Origin of the sequence: Variovorax stachyos (genome assembly GCF_051400855.1) — a bacterium.
Classification (GTDB): domain Bacteria; phylum Pseudomonadota; class Gammaproteobacteria; order Burkholderiales; family Burkholderiaceae_C; genus Variovorax.
On sequence record NZ_JBLFFN010000002.1, the window covers coordinates 461326 to 485004 of the forward strand.

Below are 23679 nucleotides of genomic sequence, written 5' to 3' on the forward strand. Positions count from 1 at the left end.
GCTCCTTGTTGATTGGCTTACTTCGCCACGGTGGCGGATTGAATGGTGACGCTTTCGAGAGGCACGTCTTGCATGCCGCCCTTGTTGCCCGTGCGCACGGCGCGGATTTTGTCGACCACCTCGGTGCCCGCGACCACCTTGCCGAAGACGGTGTAGCCGTGGCCGTCGGGATTGGGGGCGTTGAGCATCGCGTTGTCCTTCACGTTGATGAAGAACTGCGAGGTCGCGGAATTCGGATTGGCGGTGCGGGCCATCGCGATCGTGTACTTGTCGTTCTTCAGGCCGTTGCTTGCCTCCAGCGGAATCGGCGCGCGGGTGGGCTTCTGCTTCAGCTCGGGCGTGAAGCCGCCGCCCTGGATCATGAAGCCGTCGATCACGCGGTGGAACACAGTGCCGTCGTAGTGCTTGTCCTGCACGTACTGCAGGAAGTTCTCGACGGTCTTGGGTGCCTTGTCGGGTGCGAGCTCGACCACGATGTCGCCGGCCGAAGTGGCGAGCTTGACGCGCGGCGCAGCTTGTTGCGCCCAGCCGGCGCTTGCCAGGCTCAGCGTCGAGACGAGGATCAGTGCCGCGCGACGGGAAAGGATGTGCATGGTGAAGAAGTAGGACGGACTGGAAAAGACAACGAACGCCGGGCAGGGCGCGGACAGGCAGCGGGCTAGCGGCGCACCGGCTTGCGGGCTTCGGCCGGCGCGGCGGGCAGCGAACTGCTGCCCGGCGCGCTGAACAGCTGGCGGATCAGCGCGAGCTTGGGTGCGATGCTGGTGTTGCCTGCCTCGAGCTGCTGCGCTCGGCCGTAGGACTGGCCGGCGAGGCGCGCGTAGACGTCACCCAGGTTCTCGTGCGCGGTGGCGTAGTTCGGATTGAGCTTGATCGCCATCTCGAGCGCCGCGCGCGCCTTGTCGAACTGGCTCTGGCTGGCGTAGAGCGCCGCCAGGTTGTTGTAGGGCTCGGGCAGTTCGGGGAAGTCCTGGGTGAGCTGCGTGAAGGCCGTGACCGCCTCGGCCTGCTTGCCCTGTTCGGTCAGGATCACGCCGCGCAGGAAGCGCATCTGCGGATCACGCGGCTTGCTGGCGATGTAGGCATCGGCCTTGGCCAGCGCCTCGGCAGCCTTGCCCTGGCGCAGCAGGGTGTTGACGTCGAGGTAGTCGTCGGCGTGTGCCGCGACTGCGGCAAAGGCGAGCAGGAGAACCGACAGGAAGCGCGGGATGAAGGAGGGGGAAGGGGCAGCGGCGTGCTTCATGAGCCTCGAGAGATGGAGGGGAACGCGGGCCTCGAAAACACCCGGGAAAATAACGGAACCGGCCGTTTATACTGACGCGGGATTGTAGCCGAGGGGCTCCGTTCATCCCCTCGTTGCCATAGCATCCTCACCCCTGAAAAAATCTGTGTCGCTCGCCCTGTCGCGCGGGCGAATTCCGGCATTCCCCTGTCTCATGAGCCTTCGCATCTACAACACGCTGTCGCGTGAACTGGAGGATTTTTCTCCTCTGCAACCCGGTCGGGTGCGCATGTACGTGTGCGGAATGACGGTGTACGACTACTGCCACCTCGGCCATGCGCGTTCGATGGTGGCCTTCGACGTGGTGCAACGCTGGCTCAAGGTCTCGGGCTTCGCGGTCGAGTACGTGCGCAACATCACGGACATCGACGACAAGATCATCCGGCGCGCGGTCGAAAACGGCGAAAGCATCCGCACGCTCACCGACCGCATGATCCAGGCGCTGCACGAGGACGCCGACGCGCTGGGCATCGAACGGCCCACGCACGAGCCGCGCGCCACCGAGTACGTGCCGCAGATGCTCTCGATGATCGCCACGCTGGAGCAGAAGGGCCTGGCCTACCGCTCCACCAATGGCGACGTCAACTACGCCGTGCGCAAGTTCCCGGGCTACGGCAAGCTCAGCGGAAAGTCGCTGGACGAGCTGCATGCAGGCGAGCGCGTGGCCGTGCTGGACGGCAAGGAGGATCCGCTCGATCCGGTTTTGTGGAAGAGTGCCAAGCCCACGGAGCCCGAGGAAGCCAAGTGGGCCAGCCAGTTCGGCCCCGGGCGCCCGGGCTGGCACATCGAATGCTCGGCCATGGCCTGCCAGTTGCTCGGCGAGACCGTCGACATCCACGGCGGCGGCATGGACCTGCAGTTCCCGCACCACGAGAACGAGATCGCGCAGAGCGAAGGCGCGACCGGCAAGCCGCTGGCCCGCACCTGGATGCACAACGGCTTCATCAACATCGACGACGAGAAGATGTCCAAGAGCCTGGGCAACTTCTTCCTCATCCGCGACGTGCTGAAGCAGTTCGATGCCGAGACGATCCGCTTCTTCGTCGTGCGCGCGCACTACCGCAGCCCGCTCAACTACAGCGATGTGCACCTTGACGATGCGCGCGCCTCGCTCAAGCGGCTCTACACGGCGCTGCACCTGGTGGCGCCGGCCGAGGTCGCGATCGACTGGGCCGACCCGCATGCGGCACGCTTCAAGGCTGCGATGGACGAGGACTTCGGCACGCCCGAAGCCGTGGCGGTGCTTTTCGACCTGGCCGGCGAAGTGAACCGGACGAAGTCGGCCCAGGCCGCCGGCTTGCTGAAGGCGCTGGGCGCCTGCCTTGGTCTGCTGCAGGCCGACCCCCAGGCCTTCCTGCAGGCTGGCAGCGCCCTCGACGACGCCTCGATCCAGGCCCTCATCGCGCGCCGTGCCGAGGCCAAGGCGGCGAAGAACTTCGCCGAGGCCGATCGCATCCGCGGCGAGCTGCTGGCGCAGGGCATCGTGCTCAAGGATTCGCCGACCGGCACCACCTGGACTACCGTCAAGTGAGGGCATGAGAACCGCAATGCCTGCCGCCAAGAAGTCCCCCATCCTCGACATCCACACGCCCCCCTACTGGGAAGAGGCCTGCAAGCACCTCGCGAGGAAAGACCGCGTCATGAAGCGGCTGATCCCTCAGTTCGGCGACGCCTGCCTGGAATCGCGCGGCGACGCCTTCACCACGCTGGCACGCAGCATCGTGGGCCAGCAGATCTCGGTGAAGGCCGCCCAGTCGGTGTGGGACCGCTTCGCCAACCTGCCGCGCAAGATGACGCCGGCGAACGTGCTCAAGCTCAAGGTCGACGACATGCGCGCGGCCGGCCTGTCGGCGCGCAAGGTCGAGTACCTGGTCGACCTGGCGCTGCACTTCGATTCCGGCACCGTGCACGTCGATGCCTGGGAAGACATGTCGGACGAGATGATCATCGCGGAGCTGGTCGCGATCCGCGGCATCGGCCGCTGGACCGCCGAGATGTTCCTGATCTTCCACCTGATGCGCCCCAACGTGCTTCCGCTGGACGACGCCGGGCTGATCACCGGCATCAGCCGCAGTTATTTTTCGGGCGATCCGGTCAGCCGCAGCGATGCGCGCGAGGTGGCCGTCGCCTGGGCCCCTTATTGCAGCGTCGCGACTTGGTATATTTGGCGATCGCTCGACCCCCTGCCGGTGGTCGCATACTGACAAGAGGAGAAGACGTTGGCGAAACGAACCTTTCTCGACTTCGAGCAGCCCGTCGCGGAGCTCGAATCCAAGATCGAAGAGCTGCGCTATGTGCAGACCGAATCGGCGGTCGACATCTCGGAAGAGATCGACCAGCTCGGCAAGAAGAGCCTTCAGCTCACCAAGGAAATCTACAGCGACCTGACGCCCTGGCAGATCACCAAGATCGCCCGGCATCCGGAGCGCCCCTACACGCTGGACTACGTCCACGAGATCTTCACGGACTTCGTCGAGCTCCACGGAGACCGCCACTTCGCGGACGACCTCTCCATCGTCGGCGGCCTCGCCCGCTTCAATGGCACCCCCTGCATGGTGCTGGGCCATCAGAAGGGCCGCGACACCAAGGAGCGCACCGCGCGCAACTTCGGGATGAGCAAGCCCGAGGGCTACCGCAAGGCACTGCGGCTCATGAAGACGGCCGAGAAGTTCAAGCTGCCGGTCTTCACCTTCGTCGACACGCCGGGTGCCTACCCGGGCATCGACGCCGAGGAGCGCGGCCAGTCCGAAGCCATCGGCCGCAACATCTTCGAGATGGCGCAGCTCGAGGTGCCGGTGATCGTCACCATCATCGGCGAGGGCGGCTCGGGCGGCGCGCTCGCCATCTCGGTCGGCGACCAGGTGCTGATGCTGCAGTACTCGGTCTACTCGGTGATCAGTCCCGAAGGCTGTGCCTCCATTCTCTGGAAGACCAGCGACAAGGCCCAGGAGGCGGCCGACGCGCTGGGCATCACTGCGCACCGGCTCAAGGCGCTGGGCCTGGTCGACAAGATCGTCAACGAGCCGGTCGGCGGCGCGCACCGCGACCACCGGCAAATGGCCGCCTTCCTGAAGCGCGCGCTCAACGATGCCTTCCGCCAGGTTGCCGATCTGCGGCCGAAGGAACTGCTCGACCGGCGCTACGAGCGCCTGCAGAGCTACGGCCGTTTCGCCGACACCAAGGCCGAGAGCGCCAAGTAGTCCGCGGCCCGAGGAAGGGCTGCCCCATGACCGATGGAGAATCCCGCCGCCCTCGCGCTTGCGTCCTGGGCGGCGCCGCTGCCGCTCGGCATCGCTTACAGCGGCGGTGCGGACTCCACCGCATTGCTGCATGCGGCCGCGGGCCTCTGGCCAGGCCAGGTGCAGGCATTGCACGTGCATCACGGCCTGCAAGCGGCGGCCGACGATTTCGAATCCCATTGCCTCGCGACCTGCCAGGCCTTGGGCGTGCCGCTGCACGTGGGCCGCATCGATGCTCGGCATGCGCCCGGCGAGAGTCCTGAAGATGCGGCGCGGCGGGCCCGCTATGTCACGCTCGCGGCGCTGGCGCGGGCGCACGGGCTGGGCGATGTCGCGCTGGCCCAGCATGCCGACGACCAGGTCGAGACCATGCTCATCGCGCTCAGTCGCGGCGCCGGCCTCGACGGACTGGCCGGCATGCCGCGCCAGATGCAGCGGCATGGCGTGAATTTCCATCGGCCGCTGTTGGAAGTGCAGGCAATCGCGCTGCGCGAATGGATCGCACGCAGCGGAACTGCCCACGTCGACGATCCCAGCAACGCCGACCTGCGCTACACGCGCAACCGGATCCGGCTGCAACTGCTGCCCGCGCTCGCCGCGACGCTGCCGCAGTTCCGCGAAACCTTTGCGCGCTCCGCCCGCAACGCCGCCAGAGCCTCGCGGCTGCTGGCCGAGGTCGCCGCTTCGGACATCGCGGCCGCAGGCTCGCCGCCCGCCCTGGCTGTCTTGCGTACCCTGCCACGCGAGCGGCTCGCCAACGTGCTGCGCCACTGGCTCAAGCGCGAGCACGACGCCGTGCCCAGCGAAGCCCAGCTCGAGCAGCTGCTCGACCAGATCGAGGCCTGCAGCACTCGCGGGCACCGCATCCGTCTCAAGGTTGCGGACGGTTACGTCCAGCGCGAGGGCGACGTCCTGCGTTGGTACAATGCCCGGCCTCCGTCGCAGCCTGCAGCCTTGCGCTGAAAGAACAACCAGGCATACGACAGGGCCCGGACGCCGGCATTGCGCAGGCATCCGAATCCTTCTCCTTGACTTCACCCATGGCATTGATCGTTCACAAATACGGCGGCACGTCGATGGGCTCGACCGAGCGCATCAAGAATGTCGCCAAGCGCGTTGCCAAGTGGGCACGCGCCGGCCACCAGATGGTCGTGGTCCCGAGCGCCATGAGCGGCGAGACCAACCGCCTGCTCGGCCTCGCCAAAGAGCTGGCCCCCAGCAAGGTCGACGACGACCACAACCGCGAGCTCGACATGCTGGCCGCCACCGGCGAGCAGGCCTCGTCCGCACTGCTGGCGATCGCGCTGCAGGCCGAGGGCGTGCAGGCCGTCAGCTACGCCGGCTGGCAGGTGCAGGTGAGGACCGACAGCGCCTTCACCAAGGCCCGCATCGAGAGCATCGACGACGAGCGCGTACGCGCCGACCTCGACGCCGGGAAGGTGGTGGTCATCACCGGCTTCCAGGGTGTCGATGACGCCGGCAACATCACCACGCTGGGCCGCGGCGGCAGCGACACCTCGGCCGTTGCGATCGCGGCGGCGATGAAGGCACATGAATGCCTCATCTACACCGACGTCGACGGCGTCTACACCACCGACCCGCGCGTCGAGCCGGATGCGCGCCGCCTGACCACGGTGAGCTTCGAGGAAATGCTGGAGATGGCGAGCCTCGGCTCCAAGGTGCTGCAGATCCGCTCGGTCGAATTCGCCGGCAAGTACCGGGTGCCCCTGCGTGTGCTGTCGAGCTTCACGCCCTGGGACATCGACATCAAGGAAGAGGCCCGCTCGGGCACCCTGATCACATTCGAGGAAGACGAAAACATGGAACAAGCCGTCGTATCCGGCATTGCGTTCAATCGCGACGAAGCCAAGATCTCCGTGATCGGCGTGCCCGACAAGCCGGGCATCGCCTACCACATCCTCGGCGCGGTGGCCGATGCCAACGTCGAGGTCGACGTCATCATCCAGAACCTGAGCAAGGACGGGCGCACCGACTTCAGCTTCACGGTGCATCGCAACGACTACGCCAAGACCGTCGACCTGCTCAAGGAAAAGGTGCTGCCCACCTTGGGCGCGAGCGACATCGTCGGCGACACCAAGATCTGCAAGGTCAGCATCGTCGGCATCGGCATGCGCAGCCACGTGGGCGTGGCCAGCAAGATGTTCCGCGTGCTGAGCGAGGAGGGTATCAACATCCAGATGATCTCCACCAGCGAAATCAAGACCTCGGTCGTGATCGACGAAAAGTACATGGAGCTCGCCGTGCGGGCCCTGCACAAGGCCTTCGATCTCGATCAACCGCCCGCTTAAGCTGGCATAATTGCGGCTTCCTGGAAACGTGACCGAGTGGCCGAAGGTGCTCCCCTGCTAAGGGAGTATGGGGTGTAGAGCCTCATCGAGGGTTCGAATCCCTCCGTTTCCGCCAGGACCCCAAAGCCCCGCCAGACGGGGCTTTTTTACGCCTGCACAAATTGCGAGGCGACATCGCTACAGGGTGCCGCGTGCGTCAGGCAACCCGCACCCCGCAAAATATCCAAAGTACCCGCGACGACGGAATAGGGACATACTGGCCTCACGCCGTCCCAAGCGTCCTGACAACTCGCTTCCGACTCCAGCACCGCGCCTCGGCTGATCCAGAGGAGCCTGCCTTGCGAGACCTCCAATGACCTTTCAGTTCGACGTCCAAGGAGGAGCGATGCCGATGCATCTGCTTCACATGCTGGGCTTGAGCGCCTTGCCGGTTTGCATCACCGACCTGGCCGACATCGAGAAGGTGGCGAGGCTCGAGTCTGCCGGGATGGTGACGGCGACGCTGCCCAAGTGGCGAGAGAGCTGCCGCGCCGTCTGGGCCACCGTTCATTCGGTCACCCCTCGCGGTCACCGGGCGTTGAGCCGCTTCAAGCAGGCCGAGGCCGCGAACGCAAGCTCGCTCTAGGAGGCTGCGGCGGAAGGAATCGTGTGAGCGATCGAGGTTCCCGTCGTGGCCACGGTGGGCTCGGTCAGGGCCATGAGCACGTCCGCGTACCAGGCGCAATTGAGCCCGAGCGATTCGTCCTGCACGAGGTCACGCGTGCGCATGTCCATGCGCGTGGAGTGCACCCCCAGCAGCTGCCAGGGTAGCTGCGACCGGTCTGCGCTGGTGCCGTGGCTGCGCCGCAGCACCGGGGCGCCGCTGCTGCCTCGATGGGTCCGGGCGTCCGTCAGAAAGTAGCCCTGCTGCTGGAAGCGCACGCCGAAGGCCGAGGCAATGGATGCGCTTCGAACCACGGGCAGATGGTGCACCGTGTCGTGAAAGCCCAGTGGGAAGCCGACGATGACCAGCGCGTCTCCGACCTCTGCCAGATCACCGGAGGGTTCGAGGTGCTCGGGTCCGAACGCGTGCAGGATGCTGGAGCCGGGCAAGTTGCCGACGTCGATCTCGATGGCGGCCACGTCCACGTCGCCGGCACTGTCGGCGGCCTGGCGCCATTGGCTCAGGCCCTCGCGGTACAGCGGCACCGAGACTGCCGCGTAGCGTGTCAGGTTGAGCGCGTCGGTATGCACTTCGACCTCGATCCGGTCGGGGAAGTGGCTGCTCGTTTCATCGGCAAGTACATGACGGCTGGTGACCAGGAACAGCCGCCCATCGCGGCGAAAGAAAAAGCCGCTGGCACCGGACAGGGAGTAAGGCCCCAGGAAGGTGCTGACGCGCGTCGTGGTCAGGAGCGCGGCTTCCGTTGCGCTGCGCGGCGCGGCCGGGGCAGTTCCCGCGAGCACGGCGCGCATGCGGGCAATCTCGCGCTCGAAGGTGGCAAGCACCTGCTCGGAGAGCGGGACGGGCTGCATCACCGTACGCGCGGCCTCGGCATGCGCCTCGAACGAGCGCACCAGCTGAGCGTGGGAGGCGACGGGCAGCGCCTCCAGCAGTGCGGGAAGGAGGGCATCGATCGCGAGCAGGCTTCCCTTGAGCTCGCAGATGCGCTCGCTGGCATCTTGCAGGTTCTTCATCGCGTGCGCCTTCCAAAAAAGAAACGCGGTCAAGCCGCGTTCTCGAGACAGGAGCTGCCGCCGACCCCGCCAGGGTGGCGACGATCAGGTGCAGCGCAAATGTGGGAGGACGGGACCTCCTTGGCGCCATGCCGGTACGGCGCAGTGTACGCCGCAGAGCCGCACGCACGCGTTCGCGGGGTCAGGCTTCGCGCGCGCCTCGCAATGCAATTGCTCGCTGCGCGCCGCGGGCCGATCGGTCCGCTTTAGCGGCCCGGCCAGCGACCAAATCGCTCGTAGATGGCCGACTTGAGCCGCTTGATCTCCATCAGCGCATCCAGCTTCGGTGCTTCCTTGCCCGAAAGGATTGCCGCGATATGGCCGGTGACGTCCCTGGAGGCCTGCGCTTCGCATGCGCAGCGCGCCAGCTCCTTCTGGCGCTCATGGGGCCCCAGTGGGGCAAAGTCCTGCATCAGCGCTTCGCTGACGCGCAACGATGCGGCCGCGGCGGCCAGGCTCATCTGGATGGCTGCGCGCACGCGATTGCCGAAGTCGTTTTCCTCCTCGATGCGCGATTCGGCCTCCTGCATCGCGGGCGGCAGGCAGCCGATATCGGTCGGTGCGAAGTACGGAACGGCAGCGGTCAGGTGGCTGCGCGCCTCGATGACTTCTTCGATGAGCGCGCGCGCCTTCTCAACTGTCTCAAGGTCCGGTGATTCCATGGCAACTCCTCCAGGTCCTCAATGTTGTACCCGACGAAGTGTCGTTGTTGCCAAAGGAAGCTCAGGCCTGCAGGCGCGAGAAATGCACCCGCGTTGTTAAATCCTCGACGCTTGCGGAGAGCGAGTCCGGAGCACGAAACCGCCGCGGCGGTCGGTATTGATACTTTCCACTTCGGCTGAGCCGGGCGCATCGCATCTCTGCGGTTCAGGGCGTGACGGACCGCGCCCCGAGCATGCTGCTGGCAATGGACTGCGCGGTGTTGATGGAATCCGTCAGGCCCAGGTGGCCGTGGCCCACCGCCAGCCACAGCCCGGCCCGTCCGGCTGCCGGGCCGATGATCGGCACCGAGTCGGGCATGCAGGGCCGGTGACCCATCCACTGCGTCGCCTGCAGGTCGTCCAGGCCTTCGAAGGTCTCCCGCGCGATGCGCTCCAGGATCGCGGCACGGCGCGGGTCCGGCGGGCGCTCCAGGCCTCCGATCTCCACCGTGCCGCCCACGCGCAGACCCTCTTCCATCGGCGTCACGAAGATCTTGCGGTCGGCCAGCACCACGGTGCGCGAGACCGTGCCGTGCCCGCCCTGAAACTGCACGTGGTAGCCCCGCTGGCTCTCCAGCGCCAGGTGCACGCCCAGAGGGTCCAGCAGCCGGCGCGACCAGGCACCGGCGGCCACCACCACTTGGTCGAAGCAGTCCCCGGCGCCGTCGGTCGCGCCTGCCGTGGCGAGGCGCCAGCGCCCGCCTTCAAGCGGCGTCATCGCGCGCACCTCCTCGCGCCGCAGCAGGCCGCCGCGCGCGGTCAGGGCACGCACCATTGCCTGCACATACCGGAAGGGATTGACGATGGTCGCATGGTCGGCGACGAACATGCCGATGCGGTAGCGCTCGCCCACGTGCGGTTCCAGCGCAAGGATGCCCTCGCGGTCCAGCTGTGTGGATGGGTAGCCGTAGTGCTGGCGCATGCGCCAGCCGGCGGCGTCCTTGGCCAATGCGCGGGCGTCGGGGTAAAGGTGCAGGTGGCCGCGGCGCACGAAGAGCTCCGGCACGCCGAGTTCGCGCGCCAGCGCTTCGTGGCGATCGACGGCCCCCGTGTGCAGCGCCGCCAGCTTGGCGGCCGAGAGCGCGACCCGCGACGGCTGGGCGGAGGCGACGAAGCGCATCAGCCAGGGCGCCGCCTTCGGCAAATAGGACAAGGGCAGATGCAGCGGGCTTTCTTCGTCCAGCAGCATCTGCGGCACGGACGACAGGATGCCGGGCATGGCCAGCGGCGCCACCGAGCCGGGGCTGATCGCGCCCGAGTTGCCGTAGCTGCAGCCATGACCGGGCTCGTCGCGGTCGATCAGCGTGACGGCCGCGCCGCGCTTGCGCAGTGCCAGGGCGATGCAGCTGCCGACCACGCCGGCGCCGACGACGGCGACGCGCAATTCAGATGGCAGCATGGAGTTGGCGGATGAAAGGCAAAAGCCGCACTCTAGTACGTGGCACATCGCTTTGCCAGCCTGCACGCGGTGAGCGTCGAGGTGCACGTGGGCTCGCGGCTGCCGGCGTACTGTGGCGCGGCCGCTCGCGCTCTCGTGGCGGCGGCGCTGACCAATCGCGCGGGGAAGCCGATCGGTGCCGTCAACGTCGCGGTGCCTTCACCGCGCCAGTCGCTGGCGGAGGTGCTGCGCCGCGGGATGTGCCGCAATTGCTGAGGACGGTGCGGCAGATCGACTGGGAGCTGGCCCAGCTCCAAGGGGGCGCACGGGCTCAGCGGCTGCTTGAGTCCTTGCAGGTGTCGAGCAGTGCGATCGAGTGCTCGACCCGTCGCGCGATCTCTTCGTGCAGTGCCTTCGGTGCCCTGCTGGTGACCAGCAGGAACAAGTAGCCGGTGCCGAGCACCGACACAAGCCCGGTCATCAGCTCTGAAGCGGTCAAGACGTCCATCTGAGGGGTCCTTGGAGTAGGTGGCAGCTCGGGGGGAGCGGGCACGCAGTCTCTCATTGGGCGGGCCTCCTCTCAATACGCCATTTGGAGGAGAAAACAAGGCCAGGAACGCGGCGTTGTCCTACTTGACCTGCAGCCCATCCAGCGACGGATCCGCGGGCGGCACCGCAAGCTTCATGTCGCGCATCGTCCTGACCAGCAGTTCGGCGACCATCAGGTTTCGATGGCGCTTGCTGTCGGCCGGAATCACATGCCAAGGGGCGTAGCTGCTGGAGGTGCCGCGCAGCGCCTGCTCGTAGGCACGCTGGTAGACGTCCCACTTCTTGCGCACCTCCAGGTCGTCGAGGCGGAATTTCCAGCGCTTGCCCGGGTCGTCGACGCGTGCCTGCAGGCGCTCGCGCTGCGTCTTCTTGCTGATGTGCAGCATGCACTTGACGACAACGGTGCCGGTTTCGACGAGCAGGCGCTCGAAATCCTGGATCTGCGCGTAGCGGCGGCTCAGCTCCGCCTTGTCGATCCAGCCTTCGACCCAGGGCACCAGCACGTCCTCGTAGTGGCTGCGGTTCCACACCATGATCTCGCCGCCGCGCGGCACATTGGCATGGCAGCGCCACAGATAGTCGCGGGCGCGCTCGTCCTCGCTCGGGGCCTTGTAGGCCGTCACGCGCACGCCGAGGGGCGAGGTGCGCGAGAAGACCCAGCGGATGGTGCCGTCCTTGCCGCTGGTGTCCATGCCCTGCAGCACCAGCAGCACCTTGCGCCGGCCCTCGGCATGGAGCAGGTTCTGCAGCTCGTCGAGCTCGCCGGCCAGTTGGTCGAGCCGCTCCAGCTGGGCCTCCTGGTCGCCTTCCAGGAAGGGCGAGTCGGCGGGGTCGATGCTCCCGAGCTTGAACTTGCTGCTGCTGACGCGGTACTTCTTGAAGCTGGCCATTCGCGACGAGTCCTTGTTGTTGGCAATGGGCCCGAGGGTACGCGATGTTCAGTCTTCGTCGGGTTCCAGCGAGGCGCTCCAGCGGTTGTCCCAATCCACATGCCGGGCCTGGTCGAGGTCGCGTCGGTCGCGCTTGGTCGGGCGGCCCTGCACGATGCTGAGCGCCGGCTCGCTGCCCATGCGCCGCTGCTCGCGCGCGGCTGCCTGCGCGGCCAGGCTCTCGGGCGTCTCCTCGTAGAGCTGCTGTGCCACCGGCGCCGGCCCGCGCTGGCCGCTCAGGCCCCGCACCCGCACGATGCGGTCGAGCCCGCCGCCGACCCGCAGCGCGACCAGGTCGCCGGCCTTCACCTCGCGCGAGGCCTTCGCCACCTCGCCGTTGATCTGCACGCGGTTTTTTCCGATCTCGTCGGCAGCCAGGGTGCGCGTCTTGAAAAAGCGTGCGGCCCAGAGCCATTTGTCGATGCGCAGGCGGTCCATGTCTCCGTGTGGGTGGGGTTTCAGCGATTGTCGCCGGCCAGCGGCAGTTGCACTACGGCATCGAGCCCGTCGCGCTGTCCGCCGATTTCCCGGTTGTCCAGGGCGATGCTTCCGCCCAGTGCGAGCACGATTTCGCGGCAGATCGCCAGCCCAAGCCCGGAGCCGCTGACGACGTCGCCCGCTGCGAAGGGCGCGAACAGGCGCTGGCGCAGTTCGTCGGGGATGCCGGCGCCCCGGTCGCTCACGACGAAGACGGCAGTCCCGTTCTGGGCGCCTACGCGCACCACCAGCGCACCGCCGGGCGGGCTGTGCTTGATGGCGTTATGCAGCAGGTTGCGCGCCAGCTCCTGCAGCATCCAGCGGTGCGCACGGACGAGCACCGGCGAGGAGCCGGCCGAGAGCTCCACGTCCAGCGCCTTGTCGGCCATCAGCGGCGACAGGTCGAGCGCGACCTGGCGCACCGCGCCGCCCAGGTCCAGCACCTGCGAATCGGGCTGCTGGCGCAACTGCTCCACCTTGGCGAGCGACAGCATCTGGTTGGCCAGCGTGGTGGCGCGCTCCACCGTGTCGCTGATCTCGGCGAGCGCCTCGCCGGTCGGCACGTCGCCGCGGCGCGCCGACTGCACCTGGGCCTTGAGCACGGCCAGCGGCGTGCGCAGCTGGTGCGCGGTGTCGCGCACGAAGCGCTTCTGGTGGTCCAGCACCCGCTGCAGCCGCCCCATGACCTCGGTGGTGGCATCGACCAGCGGGCGCAGCTCGCGCGGCGTGTCGGGCGCATCGATGGGCGAGAAGTCGTCGGGCGCGCGCCCTTCGATCAGCTCGCCCAGGTGGCGCACCGGCCGGGTGGCGCGCTGCACCACGAACACGGTCACGCCGGCAATCACGGCCAGCAGTACGAGCTGGCGCCAGAGCATGTCGACCAGCAGCTTGCGCACCAGTGTCTCGCGCAGTTCCAGCGTTTCGGCCACCTGCACCACGGCCATGCCGCGCCCCCGCGCGCTGGCCACCGGCTGCAGCAGCACGGCCACCCGGACCGGTTGACCGCGAAAGCGCGCGTCGTAGAAGTCCACCAGGGCCGCATAGGGCGGCCGGTCGGGCAGCTGGCCGCGCCAGAAGGGCAGCTCGGCGAAGCCGGAGATCATCTCGCCGCCGAGCGTGGAAACCCGATAGAAGATCTTGCTCTGGTTGTCGGCCTCGAACGCTTCCAGCGCGGAGTAGGGGACGATGGCGCGCAGCAAGGCCTGCGCGTCGTAGCCTTCGACGTCGAGCTGCTCGCCGATGGTCTTGGCCGAGGCGAGCAGGGTCCGGTCGTAGGCCGTGGTCGCGGCCGCGAGGCTCTGGCGGTACAGGCTCACGCTGTTGATCACGATGAACAGCGCGACCGGCACCAGGATGCCGGTGAGCAGCCTGGCGCGCAGCGAGACGGCCCGCGTCACGGTTCTTCGCGCAGCAGGTAGCCCAGGCCGCGCAAGGTCATCAGCGCCGCGCCGGTGCCGGCGAGCTTCTTGCGCAGGCGATACACCACCACCTCGACGGCCTCGTATTGCACTTCGGTCTCGCCGGGGAAGACCAGCTCGAACAGGCGCTCCTTTGCCACCGCATGGCCAGGCTTCACCATCAGCGCCTTGAGCAGGGCGAGCTCGCGCGGCGTCAGCTCCAGCACCTGGGCGCGGTGGTAGATGGCGCCGTTGTCGGGCTCGTAGCGCAGGCCGCCGACCTGCTGCGGGTTGTGCGCGGCATCCGGCGCGGCACTCTGATGGCGACGATGCAATGCGCGGATGCGCGCCTCGAGTTCGTCGAGGTCGAAGGGCTTGGGCAGGTAGTCGTCGGCGCCCGTGTTGAGGCCCACCACGCGATCGCCCACGGTGCCGCGCGCGGTCAGCAGCAGCACCGGCGTGCGCAGGCCTTGCGCGCGCCCCTGCGCCAGCACCTGCAGCCCGTCGACGTTGGGCAGGCTGAGGTCCAGCGCGACCACGTCGGGGTCGAGCGCGCGCCACTGCGTCAGCGCCTGCGCGCCGTCCCCGCACAGGCGCACGTCGATCATGCGACGGCCGAGCGAACGCTGCAGCGTGGTCTGCATCGAGGGATCGTCTTCAACTAACAGCAGCTTCATGCCCGGAATTTCGGTGTTTACCCCAGTGTGCAGGACAGCCAACTGACAGCAGGGGCGCGCATCATAGCGGCGTTCCGCCTTTCAGATCCTCCAAGGAGACATGCATGCGTCGAGATACCTTTCTGAAGTCCATGGCCGCGCTGGCCGCCACCGGAGCCCTGCCGCTGTCGGCCTGGGCCGCCCCCAACGTCAAGATGATGATCCCGGCCAACCCGGGCGGTGGCTGGGACACCACCGGCCGTGCACTCGGCAAGGCCTTGACTGACGGCAAGCTGGCCGACACCGTCACCTACGACAACAAGGGCGGTGCCGCCGGCGCACTGGGCCTGGCGCAGTTCGTCAACGGCTCCAAGGGCGACCCGAACGCGCTGATGGTGATGGGCGCCGTGATGCTCGGCGGCATCATCACCGGCAAGCCGCCGGTGAACCTCTCGCAGGCCACGCCGCTGGCGCGCCTGACCAGCGAATACAACGTGTTCGTGCTGCCGGCGAGTTCGCCCCTCAAGACCATGAAGGACGTGGTCGAGCAGCTCAAGAAGGACCCGGGCAGCGTCAAGTGGGGCGGCGGCTCGCGCGGTTCCACCGAGCACATCGCCGCGGCCATGATCGCGCAGAAGGTCGGCGCCGATCCCTCCAAGATCAACTACGTGGCCTTCCGCGGCGGCGGCGAGGCCACCGCCGCCATCCTGGGCGGCAACGTCACCGTGGGCGGCAGCGGCTACAGCGAGTTCGCTCCGTACATCGCCGACGGAAAGATGCGCGCGATCGCCGTGACCTCGGCGCAGCGGCTGCCGGGCATCAACGTGCCCACGCTCAAGGAGCAGGGCATCGACGTCGAGATCGGCAACTGGCGCGGCGTCTACGGCGCCCCCGGCATCACCCCCGAGCAGCGCAAGGCGCTGACCGACATGGTATTGGCCGCGCTCAAGACACCCGCCTGGAACGAGGCGATGAAGAAGAACGACTGGACCCCCGCCGTCCTGGCCGGTGACGCCTTCGCCAAGTTCGTGGACGAGGAGTTCGCGACCTTGCGCGCGACCATGCACAAGTCCGGCATGGTCTGACGCGCTTCGCGCGCGTGGGAGTGCGGCGTGGGGCCGCGCTCCCTTCTTCCTTCGATCACACGTAAGGTCCAGAACAATGTCCAACATCGACCCCACTGCGAGTGGGCACGTGCCGCTCGAACCCGATCCCAGGCCACCCGCGGTCTGGCCCCAGACCCTGGTCGGCGCCGGCGTTCTCCTCACCGGCCTGGCACTGGCCTACGGCGCGATCGGCATCTCGTCGGACGCAGGCTACGGCGGCGTCGGGCCCAACTTCCTGCCCTGGCTGGTGTCGGTGGCGCTCACCCTCTGCGGCGCCTGGATCATCTGGGAATCGCGCACCGGCGGCTTCCGCGACATGGAGGCCCCTTCGGACGGACCTGCCTACTGGAGCGGCCTGGCCTGGGTCTCGGCCGGCTTGTTGCTCAACGCGGCGCTGATCACCACCATCGGCTTCATCCTGAGCTGCACTCTGTGCTACCTGCTCGCCGTGCAGGGGCTGCGGCGCTCGAAGGGGCAGGGCGGTGTGAATTCGCCGCGCACCTGGCTCATCGACATTCTGACGGGCCTGCTGATCTCGGCCCCGGTCTATTGGATGTTCACCAAGTTCCTCGCCATCAACCTTCCAGGCCTGACCGCCTCGGGCTGGATCTGACATGGACATCTTCAATGCATTGCTGCAGGGCTTCGCCGCCGCGATCACGCCCGCGAACCTGCTCTGGTGCCTGGTGGGCTGCGCCCTCGGCACCGCCGTAGGCGTGCTGCCCGGCATCGGTCCCGCGGTGGCGGTCGCCATGCTGCTGCCGATCACCGGCAAGGTCGACATCACGGCCTCGATGATCTTCTTCTCGGGCATCTACTACGGCGCCATGTACGGCGGCTCGACCACCTCCATCCTGCTGAACACGCCCGGGGAGACGGCCAGCATGGTGACGGCGATGGAAGGCAACAAGATGGCCAAGAGCGGCCGGGCCGGGGCCGCGCTGGCAACCGCCGCGATCGGCTCCTTCGTCGCCGGGACCATCGCCACCGTCATCGTCACGCTGTTCGCGCCCTACGTCGCGGAGTTCGCAGTCAAGCTGGGTCCGCCGGAGTATTTCCTCTTGATGGTGCTGGCCTTCACCACCGTGAGCGCGGTGCTGGGCAAGAGCACGCTGCGCGGGATCACGGCGCTGTTCATCGGCCTGGCGGCGGGCTGCATCGGCCTCGACCAGATCTCCGGCCAGGGGCGCTACACCGGCGGAATTCCCGAACTGCTCGACGGCATCGAGATCGTGCTGGTCGCGGTCGGCCTGTTCGCGGTGGCGGAGGTGCTCTACGCGGTGCTCTACGAAGGTCGGGTGATCGAGACGCAGAACAAGCTCAGCCGCGTCCACATGACCGCCCGCGACTGGCGCCGTTCGATTCCGGCCTGGCTGCGCGGCACCGCCATCGGGACGCCCTTCGGCTGCATCCCGGCCGGCGGCACCGAGATCCCGACTTTCCTGAGCTACGCGACCGAGAAGAAGCTGGTGAAGGACCCCAAGGACAAGGCGGAGTTCGGCAGCCGCGGCGCGATCGAGGGTGTCGCCGGCCCCGAGGCCGCCAACAACGCCACCGTGACCGCCGCGCTGATCCCGCTGCTCACGCTCGGCATCCCCACCTCGAACACCACGGCCATCCTGCTGGGCGCCTTCCAGAACTACGGCATCCAGCCGGGGCCGCAGCTCTTCACCACCTCGGCCGCGCTGGTGTGGGCCCTGATCGCCTCGCTCTATATCGGCAACGTGATGCTGCTGGTGCTGAACCTGCCGATGGTGGGCCTGTGGGTCAAGCTGCTCAAGATCCCGAAGCCGCAGCTCTACGCCGGCATCCTGATCTTCGCCACGGTGGGCGCCTACGGCATGCGCCAGAGCGCCTTCGACCTGGTGCTGCTCTACGTGATCGGCGTGCTGGGCGTGGTGATGCGCCGCTTCGACTTCCCGACCGCGCCGGTGGTGGTGGGCATGATCCTGGGGCCGCTGGCCGAGGCGCAGCTGCGCAACGCGATGTCGATCGGCGAGGGCAGTGCGGCGGTGTTCTTCCAGCGCCCGATGTCGCTGGTGCTGGTCCTGATCGTGCTGGCGGTGCTGGTGCTGCCGCGCGCCGCCAAGTACATGAGCGACCGCAGGCAACTGCGCGCCGCGGCCGGCTGAGGCCGGCGGCGCGGCGCGCCGCCTCGGCCTACTCGTCGGCGGGCGTCGCTGCCGCCTGCGCGGTGGTGGCGAACCTGCCCGCGCCCTGGACGCGCGCGACTTCCGCGGTGAACTCCGGTCCATGGCGCAGGCGCTGGTACATCGCCACCTTCGCGCGGTAGTGCCCGCGCGCGGGATCGAAGTCGTCGCGATAGGCGCTCTGGCCAAGGCCGGAACGCAGCCACAGGTTCAGGTCGGCCACCGCCTCCGCGCGGCTCAGTCCGCCAGGCTGCGCGTCAGGCGGACCGACGCGGAACTCCTGCGGCGTTCGCGCGTCGGCGGGCGCCGTGGCGATGTAGTCGGCCATCACGGCCGAGCGGCTCAGGGTGCTGGCCGATGGAATCGGAGCGCCGACCCATTGCTCCGGAGGAACCGTCTGCGCAGACACGAAACCGGTGAATGTGACAGCCAAAAAAGCAAGAACTTTTGTATTCATGATGAAATCTCCTCTGCGGGGTGTGCGGGTGCGGAAATCGCATCCATCACGGTCCTTACTGTGATGGGCCATCGTCCCGTGGGCTGTGCGTTAGCGCACAGGTTTTGCACGAGGCCGTCGTCGCGGAGGCCGTGCCATGCCGCCTGATCGCTCCAGCCTGGGCCTGCAGCACATCGCGCTGCTGCAGGGCCTCTCGCGCGAGCGGCTGGAGCAGCTCGCGGCGCGCTGCCGGTGGCAAAGCCTGCCGGCGGGCAAGGCGCTGCTGCTGCGCTCCGAGTGCAAGAGCGATGTCTTCTTTTTGGTTTCCGGCCGGCTGCGGGTGACGATCTACGCAGCCAATGGCCGGCAGGTCACCTTTCGCGATTCGCACGAGGGCGAGCACTTCGGCGATATCTCGGCGATCGACGGCCAGCCGCGCTCGGCCGACGTTGTGACGCTCACGCCCAGCGTGGTCGCCAGCCTCGATCGCGACGCCTTCCTCGCGCTGCTGCGCGAGGAGCCGGCGGTGGCCGAGCGTGTCATGCGCAACCTCACCTCGCTGGTGCGCCAGCTGTCCGAGCGCGTGATCGACCTCAGCACGCTCGGCGTTCAGAACCGCGTCCACGCGGAGCTGCTGCGCCTTGCGCGGGCGGCGGGCATCGAGGGCAACCGGGCGCGGCTGGAGCCGGCGCCGACCCATGCCGAGCTGGCCAGCCAGATCAGCACCAACCGCGAGCAGGTGACGCGCGAGCTCAACGCCCTGCGGCGCGAAGGCCTGCTGGCCAAGGACGGCCGGGCGCTGGTGCTGACCGACGCGCAGCGGCTCGCGCGGATGGTGGAAGAGGTGCGTGGTGCGTAGGCGTCATTGCGCCTTCGCTCCTGCTTTAGCTTTCGCTAGTCAGCCCGCCAGGCCGGCAGCTTCCAACCCGTCAGCATCGCCAGCGCCCGCAGCAGCGTGACCGTGCCCGCCGCGGCCGTTAGTCCGATCCACTGCGGCATCGCCAGCTGATGGGCCAGCACCACCAGCCAGGCCCCGGCGAAGGCGCACAGCGCGTAGGGCCGGTGGTCGCTGAAGGCCCGCGGGATCTCGTTGCAGACGATGTCGCGCAGCACCCCGCCGCACACCGCCGTCACCATGCCCATGAGCACCGCCACGATGGGCGGCATGGCGGCGTCGATCGCGATCTGGGTGCCGCCGGCGGTGAACAGGCCGAGGCCGAGCGCATCGGGCCACTGCATGGCCCTTTCGGTGAGCGCGAAGTGGCGCGAGCGCATGAAGAACATGGCGCCGACGCACAGCGCGAGCAGCACCCAGAGCCAGGTCGCGTGCTGGACCCAGAAGAAGGGCCGGCGGTCGAGCAGCACGTCGCGCAGCGTGCCGCCCCCGAAGGCCGCGAGGCCCGCCACCACGCAGACGCCGACCGCGTCCAGCCGCTTGCGCGCTGCCTCGATCAGGCCCGAGAGCGCGAACGCCAGCGTGGCCGCGGCCTCGATCGCGATCTGGGCGTTGGACAGAAGGAGCACCTGGGACAACTGGAGGCTCGACATGGCGGGGACGGGCAAGACAAGGTGCGTCGATGGTAGTTGGGCCCGTGCTCGCGGCCTTGTGCGCCACGCGCTCGTGCGCTACCCGGAGCCCTGGATTTGCCCGAACACATGGGCACCGAGCGCGGTGCCATGGACTGCCAGATGGGCCCCCAACTGGATGGCCTGCAACAGCTCGGCCGGCGTCAGGTCTTGCGACAGCGCCGTGGCGACGAGCTGCCGTATCGCGTCCGGGTTGAAAGCCGTGAAGCACGCGTGCAATGCAAGTTGCACCAGGCTTCGCTCTGCCGGAGCCAGGCCCGCACCGGGGCGACCTTGCTCGACAAAGTCGAGAAGCACCTCGGCATAGCGAGGGTCGAGCCGTGCGACGGAAGTCAGGCCCAGGGCGTGCGCGGGACCGAGCCTGTTGATGCGGGTCTGGAGTGCTTCGTCGATCGCCGTTGCACTCAAGTCGGCGAACTCGGCCAGGATGTCAGTCGCCTGGCACACGCTGGAAATGCCTTGCACGGCAACCAGGTGCAGCACGTCGAAGATGTCGGCCTGTGTGGCGCCCACCTCGAGTGCCCGCTTCACGTGGGTGTGCAAGCCGGGCTCGTAAAGATGGGAGGAGGAGGAGTCGAGCGCCACATAGATGAGCTCCACCATGCGCTGCGTCAGCGGCCCGGTGCGCGCGGGGTACCCCGCGTAGCGCGCGTACTGCTGCACGAAGGCGGGACACGCCTGCAGCATGGTCTCGGTCCATGGGCGCCAGTAGCCTCGCTCCGCGATGAAGGATTCCTTGATCTGCGCACGGGCGGCATCGGTCATGTCGTCTGGTGTTTTCATCGCGGCTCCTGTGGCGTCGTGCCCCGGCAGGCAAGCGTCTGCCCCGTCAGGTACTGGGCGGCAGATCCGCAGACGAAACGCAGCAACGGGTGCAGTGCGTCGGGGTCCACGCCCCGCGGTACTTCGAGTGCATTGATGCGCAAGGCCCGGCTGCCCCACTCGCAGGCGAGCGTCGAGACCAGCATCCGTGCGGCGGCAGCATCGCCGGCCTCTTGCCACCGAGTGGCCTGGGCGGCTGGCAGCAGCACCGTCAGGCCGGCTTGCCGGGCGTAGCGCGCTGCAAAACCTGCGGCCGCGGCGTGCACGGCCTGCAACAGGCATCCCGCTTCGCAGTGCAGCGGCGACAGGTCGAGGCACGCTGCATAGCGCGGGCCCGCCTCGGATGCATGTGCCACGCCTTGCCACGGTGCGGCGTCTGCGCCGCGGACTTCCAATTGCACTGGCGTGTCGAAGGGCTGTGGGTCCAGCGTGGCCGGCGCGAATGGCTGACTGCCGCCGTAGATGGAAGAGCCGCCATTCACCGCGAGCACCTGCCCACTCAGCGGCCGCGCTCCGGCGCTGGCCAGAAAGTACAGCGCCCGCGCCATTTCCTCCGGCGCCGCCATGCGGCCGAGCGGAATCTTCGCCACTGCGGCTTCGGGCTTGAGTCGACCCGCCCGGATCAGCCCGTCCACCAATTCGGTCCGCACGAATCCGGGGGCCAGCACCGTCACACACCAATCGGGCCGCGCCTTCGCCAGCGCCAGCGTCTGGGCGATGAGTCCTGCCTTGCTCGGGCTGTAGGCGCCGCGCCACGGAATGGCATGCAGGCCCGCGCCCGAGGCCACGTTCACGATGCGCGCCCCGGGCTTGAGCAGTTGGGTACACGCATCGACCACGGCCGCCGGCGCTGCCAGATTGAGCGCGAGCAGGCGACCCATCTGCGCCTGGCCTTGTTCCGCCAGGGGCGTATTGGACGTGTCGGACATCCCGGCGTTGTTGATGATCGCGTCCAGTTCAGGCGTGCCTTCGCGCAGGGATGCGATTTGCTCCGGGTCGGTCAGGTCGACCGTGCGCAGCACATGCGCCACGTGCGTGGCCGAGGCAGGGGAGGGCAGGCTTTGGCCCAGCGGATACAAGGCCTGCTCGTTGTTGTCGACCAGCACGCATTGCCAGCCTGCGCCGGCGAACAGCCGTGCGGTGTCGCGCCCGATGCCGGAAGCAGCACCGGTGATCAGAACCGTGGGCATCTGCCGGTCCCGGGAAGATCAGATGTTGGTCAGCGTGATGCCGCCATCCACCGTCAAGGCCTGCGCCGTGATGAAGCCCGCGTCATCGCTGGCCAGGAAGCAGATGCTGCGTGCGATGTCTTCCACGGTGCCCAGCCGGCCCAGGGGCGTGCGGGCAATGCGGTTGGCATCGCGCTCGGCGTTGCGGTTGCGCTGCGTGCCTTCGGTGGGAACGGCCGACGGGCACACGGCATTGACGCGGATGTTGCGTGCACCCAGTTCTGCTGCCGCGGCGCGGGTGATGCCCAGGACACCCGCCTTGATGCCGGAATAGACCACCGAGTTCGCGGCCGAGCGCATGGCCGCGACCGAGGCCACGTTCACGATCGAGCCGCCGCGCTGCGGGTCCATCACGGCCACCGCCTCCTGCAGGCTCCAGATCACGGACTTGAAGCCCACGTCCAGCATGCGGTCCACCGTCTCCGGCATGATTTCGGGGATCGCCTGGTAGCGCACCCAGGCCGCGTTGTTGACCAGGATGTCGAAGCGCTTGCCCTGCTCGAAAGAGCGCTGGATGGCCTCGCGAATGCCTTCGCGGCTGGCGATGTTCAGCGCGATGCCGATGGCTTGCCCTCCGCGCGACTTGATGTCGTCCACCACGGGCGTCACCAGTTCTTCCTTGAGGTCGTTCACGCAGACGACGGCACCGCGGGCCGCCATCTGGAAGGCGGTTTCGCGGCCGATGCCCGCGCCTGCGCCGGTGATGAGGGCCACGCGGCCGAGCAGATCCTGATTCATTGCTGTTCCTTGGTTCATACAGACCGGATGAAGTCCCGGCCGACCTGGCTGGCGAGCGCACCCGAGCCGAATGCCGCGTCGAATTTCCGCACTTCGCGAAGCGCATAGTGCAAGGGCACTTCCCAGGTAAAGCCCATGCCGCCATGCAGGTGGATGGATTTCTCCAGGACGAAGGCCGCGCTGGCCAGTGCATTGGCCAGCACAGGCTGGGTACCGCGCACGCTGCCGTATTCATCGGCGCCGAGCACGCGCTGGATGCCCGCGTTGGAGGCTTCCTGCAGCAGGCGCATGCGCGCGAGCAGGTGGCGCACCGCCTGCTTGGCAGACAGCGGTCGTCCGAACTGCACCCGGGTGGACATGTACTCGGCCGTGGTGGCCAGGGCGGCTTCGGCGGCGCCGTTGACGAAGCCGGCGATCAGGATGTGGCTGTCGCGCTGCAGCGCCGCGAAGGTGGCGGCATCCAGCTCGGCCAGCACCTTGGCGCTGTCCAGCGCCAGCCACGATTGGGGGTGCTCCGGGTCCAGCGCGCCGTCGTCCTGGATCTCGACGGAGCTCAGGTCGAGCAGGGCGCCACCGCCCTGGCCGTCGGCGACCAGCACCCAGTCGCTGTCCCTGGCGAAGCGAGCCTGCCCGGCGTACCGGTCCTGAAGACTGCCTTCCAATGCCCACGTGGCGACGCGCGCGCCGCTCGTAAGTTCTGCAGCGAGAGGAGACTCGCCCAGCGCCTTGGCGATCAGAATGGTTTCGAGCAGCGGCCACTGCAAGCGCAGCTTGCCCGCTTCGGCTGCGATGGGCAGGGCGAACTCGATGCCCAGTCCAAGGCCGCCGGCGTCTTCTAGGGCGCACACGCCACACAGCCCAGCATCGGCCAGGACTTGTGCGGCATCGCGGAAGGTGCGGTTTTGCGCATCGGCAATGGCCTCGGCCGCGGCCTGTGCAAACTCTTCGGGCTTGAGATCGTTGTCTGAGCTTGTCATC

The 23679-nt window shown here is 67.8% G+C and carries 27 protein-coding genes and 1 tRNA gene; 12 read left to right on the forward strand and 16 right to left on the reverse strand.

Annotated elements, in window-relative coordinates:
• Nucleotides 1-17: 17 nt before the first annotated feature.
• Together ACMGEZ_RS05410 and ACMGEZ_RS05415 are read right to left on the reverse strand one after the other, a co-directional pair.
• Nucleotides 18-593, reverse strand: coding sequence for a peptidylprolyl isomerase (locus ACMGEZ_RS05410; RefSeq protein ID WP_436821219.1), 576 nt, complete (start codon nt 591-593; stop codon nt 18-20).
• Nucleotides 594-658: 65 nt separating this feature from the next.
• Nucleotides 659-1243, reverse strand: a complete 585-nt coding sequence (locus ACMGEZ_RS05415) for a tetratricopeptide repeat protein (RefSeq protein WP_436821220.1) — start codon at nt 1241-1243, stop codon at nt 659-661.
• 193 nt (nt 1244-1436) lie between these two features.
• Here ACMGEZ_RS05415 and cysS point away from each other — a divergent pair, with 193 nt between their 5' ends.
• From cysS to ACMGEZ_RS05450, 7 genes are all read left to right on the forward strand, one after another.
• Nucleotides 1437-2813, forward strand: coding sequence for a cysteine--tRNA ligase (gene cysS, locus ACMGEZ_RS05420; RefSeq protein ID WP_436821221.1), 1377 nt, complete (start codon nt 1437-1439; stop codon nt 2811-2813).
• A gap of 16 nt (nt 2814-2829) precedes the next feature.
• Nucleotides 2830-3486: a DNA-3-methyladenine glycosylase family protein gene (locus ACMGEZ_RS05425; RefSeq protein ID WP_436821222.1), complete on the forward strand. Its 657-nt coding sequence runs from the start codon at nt 2830-2832 to the stop codon at nt 3484-3486.
• Between the two features lie 15 nt (nt 3487-3501).
• A complete protein-coding gene (locus tag ACMGEZ_RS05430) occupies nt 3502-4482 on the forward strand; it encodes an acetyl-CoA carboxylase carboxyltransferase subunit alpha (RefSeq protein WP_106558746.1) in 981 nt (326 codons plus the stop codon).
• Between the two features lie 33 nt (nt 4483-4515).
• Complete coding sequence (tilS, locus tag ACMGEZ_RS05435) at nt 4516-5484, forward strand: tRNA lysidine(34) synthetase TilS (RefSeq protein ID WP_436821223.1); 969 nt, start codon at nt 4516-4518, stop codon at nt 5482-5484.
• A 77-nt stretch (nt 5485-5561) separates the two neighbouring features.
• On the forward strand, nt 5562-6830 hold the full coding sequence (locus tag ACMGEZ_RS05440) for an aspartate kinase (protein ID WP_436821224.1): 1269 nt from the start codon (nt 5562-5564) through the stop codon (nt 6828-6830).
• A gap of 22 nt (nt 6831-6852) precedes the next feature.
• Nucleotides 6853-6945: transfer RNA gene (locus tag ACMGEZ_RS05445), tRNA-Ser, on the forward strand.
• A gap of 276 nt (nt 6946-7221) precedes the next feature.
• Complete coding sequence (locus ACMGEZ_RS05450) at nt 7222-7455, forward strand: hypothetical protein (RefSeq protein ID WP_436821225.1); 234 nt, start codon at nt 7222-7224, stop codon at nt 7453-7455.
• On the opposite strand, the gene ACMGEZ_RS05455 is transcribed toward ACMGEZ_RS05450, so the two are convergent.
• The 3 genes from ACMGEZ_RS05455 to ACMGEZ_RS05465 form a co-directional block, all read right to left on the reverse strand.
• Nucleotides 7452-8507, reverse strand: coding sequence for a trypsin-like peptidase domain-containing protein (locus ACMGEZ_RS05455; protein WP_436821226.1), 1056 nt, complete (start codon nt 8505-8507; stop codon nt 7452-7454). The two genes, ACMGEZ_RS05450 and ACMGEZ_RS05455, sit on opposite strands and share 4 nt — an antisense overlap.
• A gap of 245 nt (nt 8508-8752) precedes the next feature.
• Nucleotides 8753-9208, reverse strand: a complete 456-nt coding sequence (locus tag ACMGEZ_RS05460; protein ID WP_436821227.1) for a hypothetical protein — start codon at nt 9206-9208, stop codon at nt 8753-8755.
• Nucleotides 9209-9413: 205 nt separating this feature from the next.
• Nucleotides 9414-10646, reverse strand: coding sequence for an NAD(P)/FAD-dependent oxidoreductase (locus ACMGEZ_RS05465; protein ID WP_436821228.1), 1233 nt, complete (start codon nt 10644-10646; stop codon nt 9414-9416).
• Nucleotides 10647-10685: 39 nt separating this feature from the next.
• Between ACMGEZ_RS05465 and ACMGEZ_RS05470 the strand changes: the two genes are divergently transcribed.
• Nucleotides 10686-10901, forward strand: coding sequence for a hypothetical protein (locus tag ACMGEZ_RS05470; protein WP_436821229.1), 216 nt, complete (start codon nt 10686-10688; stop codon nt 10899-10901).
• Nucleotides 10902-10956: 55 nt separating this feature from the next.
• On the opposite strand, the gene ACMGEZ_RS05475 is transcribed toward ACMGEZ_RS05470, so the two are convergent.
• From ACMGEZ_RS05475 to ACMGEZ_RS05495, 5 genes are all read right to left on the reverse strand, one after another.
• Nucleotides 10957-11133: a hypothetical protein gene (locus ACMGEZ_RS05475; protein WP_436821230.1), complete on the reverse strand. Its 177-nt coding sequence runs from the start codon at nt 11131-11133 to the stop codon at nt 10957-10959.
• Nucleotides 11134-11254: 121 nt separating this feature from the next.
• A complete protein-coding gene (locus ACMGEZ_RS05480) occupies nt 11255-12064 on the reverse strand; it encodes a PPK2 family polyphosphate kinase (protein WP_436821231.1) in 810 nt (269 codons plus the stop codon).
• A 48-nt stretch (nt 12065-12112) separates the two neighbouring features.
• Complete coding sequence (locus ACMGEZ_RS05485) at nt 12113-12541, reverse strand: RNA-binding S4 domain-containing protein (RefSeq protein WP_436821232.1); 429 nt, start codon at nt 12539-12541, stop codon at nt 12113-12115.
• 20 nt (nt 12542-12561) lie between these two features.
• Entirely contained in the window at nt 12562-13977 is a 1416-nt protein-coding gene (locus tag ACMGEZ_RS05490; RefSeq protein ID WP_436821233.1) for a sensor histidine kinase, read from the reverse strand.
• Nucleotides 13974-14654 carry a response regulator gene (locus ACMGEZ_RS05495; protein WP_436821234.1) on the reverse strand — a complete coding sequence of 227 codons (681 nt, stop codon included), beginning with the start codon at nt 14652-14654 and terminating at the stop codon, nt 13974-13976. Before ACMGEZ_RS05495 ends, ACMGEZ_RS05490 begins: the two co-directional genes overlap by 4 nt.
• Before the next feature lie 104 nt (nt 14655-14758).
• Between ACMGEZ_RS05495 and ACMGEZ_RS05500 the strand changes: the two genes are divergently transcribed.
• The 3 genes from ACMGEZ_RS05500 (at nt 14759) to ACMGEZ_RS05510 (ending at nt 17871) form a co-directional block, all read left to right on the forward strand.
• A complete protein-coding gene (locus ACMGEZ_RS05500) occupies nt 14759-15718 on the forward strand; it encodes a Bug family tripartite tricarboxylate transporter substrate binding protein (protein WP_436821235.1) in 960 nt (319 codons plus the stop codon).
• Nucleotides 15719-15794: 76 nt separating this feature from the next.
• On the forward strand, nt 15795-16352 hold the full coding sequence (locus ACMGEZ_RS05505; RefSeq protein ID WP_436821236.1) for a tripartite tricarboxylate transporter TctB family protein: 558 nt from the start codon (nt 15795-15797) through the stop codon (nt 16350-16352).
• A 1-nt stretch (nt 16353) separates the two neighbouring features.
• Nucleotides 16354-17871: a tripartite tricarboxylate transporter permease gene (locus tag ACMGEZ_RS05510; protein WP_436821237.1), complete on the forward strand. Its 1518-nt coding sequence runs from the start codon at nt 16354-16356 to the stop codon at nt 17869-17871.
• A gap of 28 nt (nt 17872-17899) precedes the next feature.
• Here ACMGEZ_RS05510 and ACMGEZ_RS05515 read toward each other — a convergent pair whose 3' ends face one another.
• Complete coding sequence (locus ACMGEZ_RS05515; protein WP_436821238.1) at nt 17900-18346, reverse strand: hypothetical protein; 447 nt, start codon at nt 18344-18346, stop codon at nt 17900-17902.
• A 136-nt stretch (nt 18347-18482) separates the two neighbouring features.
• Here ACMGEZ_RS05515 and ACMGEZ_RS05520 point away from each other — a divergent pair, with 136 nt between their 5' ends.
• The gene (locus tag ACMGEZ_RS05520) at nt 18483-19184 is read left to right on the forward strand and encodes a Crp/Fnr family transcriptional regulator (protein WP_436821239.1); all 702 of its coding nucleotides are present in this window, start codon (nt 18483-18485) and stop codon (nt 19182-19184) included.
• Between the two features lie 35 nt (nt 19185-19219).
• Here the strand turns inward: ACMGEZ_RS05520 and ACMGEZ_RS05525 are convergent, their stop codons facing one another.
• The 5 genes from ACMGEZ_RS05525 to ACMGEZ_RS05545 all read right to left on the reverse strand — a co-directional run bounded on the left by ACMGEZ_RS05525 (nt 19220) and on the right by ACMGEZ_RS05545 (nt 23678).
• Complete coding sequence (locus ACMGEZ_RS05525) at nt 19220-19858, reverse strand: trimeric intracellular cation channel family protein (RefSeq protein WP_436821240.1); 639 nt, start codon at nt 19856-19858, stop codon at nt 19220-19222.
• 93 nt (nt 19859-19951) lie between these two features.
• Nucleotides 19952-20695 (reverse strand): carboxymuconolactone decarboxylase family protein, encoded by a 744-nt coding sequence (locus ACMGEZ_RS05530; protein ID WP_436821241.1) that lies wholly within the window; start codon nt 20693-20695, stop codon nt 19952-19954.
• The gene (locus tag ACMGEZ_RS05535; protein WP_436821242.1) at nt 20692-21924 is read right to left on the reverse strand and encodes an SDR family oxidoreductase; all 1233 of its coding nucleotides are present in this window, start codon (nt 21922-21924) and stop codon (nt 20692-20694) included. Before ACMGEZ_RS05535 ends, ACMGEZ_RS05530 begins: the two co-directional genes overlap by 4 nt.
• A gap of 18 nt (nt 21925-21942) precedes the next feature.
• On the reverse strand, nt 21943-22701 hold the full coding sequence (locus ACMGEZ_RS05540; RefSeq protein ID WP_436821243.1) for an SDR family NAD(P)-dependent oxidoreductase: 759 nt from the start codon (nt 22699-22701) through the stop codon (nt 21943-21945).
• Between the two features lie 14 nt (nt 22702-22715).
• Nucleotides 22716-23678 carry an acyl-CoA dehydrogenase family protein gene (locus tag ACMGEZ_RS05545; protein WP_436821244.1) on the reverse strand — a complete coding sequence of 321 codons (963 nt, stop codon included), beginning with the start codon at nt 23676-23678 and terminating at the stop codon, nt 22716-22718.
• Nucleotide 23679 lies beyond the last annotated feature (1 nt).

Coding starts and splice junctions, on each gene's coding strand:
- ACMGEZ_RS05500 (WP_436821235.1), top strand. CDS start 14,759: ATGCGTCGAGATACCTTTCTGAAGTCCATGGCCGCGCTGGCCGCCACC.
- ACMGEZ_RS05415 (WP_436821220.1), bottom strand. CDS start 1,243: ATGAAGCACGCCGCTGCCCCTTCCCCCTCCTTCATCCCGCGCTTCCTG.
- ACMGEZ_RS05535 (WP_436821242.1), bottom strand. CDS start 21,924: ATGCCCACGGTTCTGATCACCGGTGCTGCTTCCGGCATCGGGCGCGAC.
- ACMGEZ_RS05480 (WP_436821231.1), bottom strand. CDS start 12,064: ATGGCCAGCTTCAAGAAGTACCGCGTCAGCAGCAGCAAGTTCAAGCTC.
- ACMGEZ_RS05515 (WP_436821238.1), bottom strand. CDS start 18,346: ATGAATACAAAAGTTCTTGCTTTTTTGGCTGTCACATTCACCGGTTTC.
- ACMGEZ_RS05540 (WP_436821243.1), bottom strand. CDS start 22,701: ATGAATCAGGATCTGCTCGGCCGCGTGGCCCTCATCACCGGCGCAGGC.
- ACMGEZ_RS05460 (WP_436821227.1), bottom strand. CDS start 9,208: ATGGAATCACCGGACCTTGAGACAGTTGAGAAGGCGCGCGCGCTCATC.
- ACMGEZ_RS05495 (WP_436821234.1), bottom strand. CDS start 14,654: ATGAAGCTGCTGTTAGTTGAAGACGATCCCTCGATGCAGACCACGCTG.
- ACMGEZ_RS05465 (WP_436821228.1), bottom strand. CDS start 10,646: ATGCTGCCATCTGAATTGCGCGTCGCCGTCGTCGGCGCCGGCGTGGTC.
- ACMGEZ_RS05450 (WP_436821225.1), top strand. CDS start 7,222: ATGCATCTGCTTCACATGCTGGGCTTGAGCGCCTTGCCGGTTTGCATC.
- ACMGEZ_RS05425 (WP_436821222.1), top strand. CDS start 2,830: ATGCCTGCCGCCAAGAAGTCCCCCATCCTCGACATCCACACGCCCCCC.
- ACMGEZ_RS05545 (WP_436821244.1), bottom strand. CDS start 23,678: ATGACAAGCTCAGACAACGATCTCAAGCCCGAAGAGTTTGCACAGGCC.
- tilS (WP_436821223.1), top strand. CDS start 4,516: ATGGAGAATCCCGCCGCCCTCGCGCTTGCGTCCTGGGCGGCGCCGCTG.
- ACMGEZ_RS05475 (WP_436821230.1), bottom strand. CDS start 11,133: ATGGACGTCTTGACCGCTTCAGAGCTGATGACCGGGCTTGTGTCGGTG.
- ACMGEZ_RS05510 (WP_436821237.1), top strand. CDS start 16,354: ATGGACATCTTCAATGCATTGCTGCAGGGCTTCGCCGCCGCGATCACG.
- ACMGEZ_RS05520 (WP_436821239.1), top strand. CDS start 18,483: ATGCCGCCTGATCGCTCCAGCCTGGGCCTGCAGCACATCGCGCTGCTG.
- cysS (WP_436821221.1), top strand. CDS start 1,437: ATGAGCCTTCGCATCTACAACACGCTGTCGCGTGAACTGGAGGATTTT.
- ACMGEZ_RS05530 (WP_436821241.1), bottom strand. CDS start 20,695: ATGAAAACACCAGACGACATGACCGATGCCGCCCGTGCGCAGATCAAG.
- ACMGEZ_RS05485 (WP_436821232.1), bottom strand. CDS start 12,541: ATGGACCGCCTGCGCATCGACAAATGGCTCTGGGCCGCACGCTTTTTC.
- ACMGEZ_RS05505 (WP_436821236.1), top strand. CDS start 15,795: ATGTCCAACATCGACCCCACTGCGAGTGGGCACGTGCCGCTCGAACCC.
- ACMGEZ_RS05455 (WP_436821226.1), bottom strand. CDS start 8,507: ATGAAGAACCTGCAAGATGCCAGCGAGCGCATCTGCGAGCTCAAGGGA.
- ACMGEZ_RS05410 (WP_436821219.1), bottom strand. CDS start 593: ATGCACATCCTTTCCCGTCGCGCGGCACTGATCCTCGTCTCGACGCTG.
- ACMGEZ_RS05440 (WP_436821224.1), top strand. CDS start 5,562: ATGGCATTGATCGTTCACAAATACGGCGGCACGTCGATGGGCTCGACC.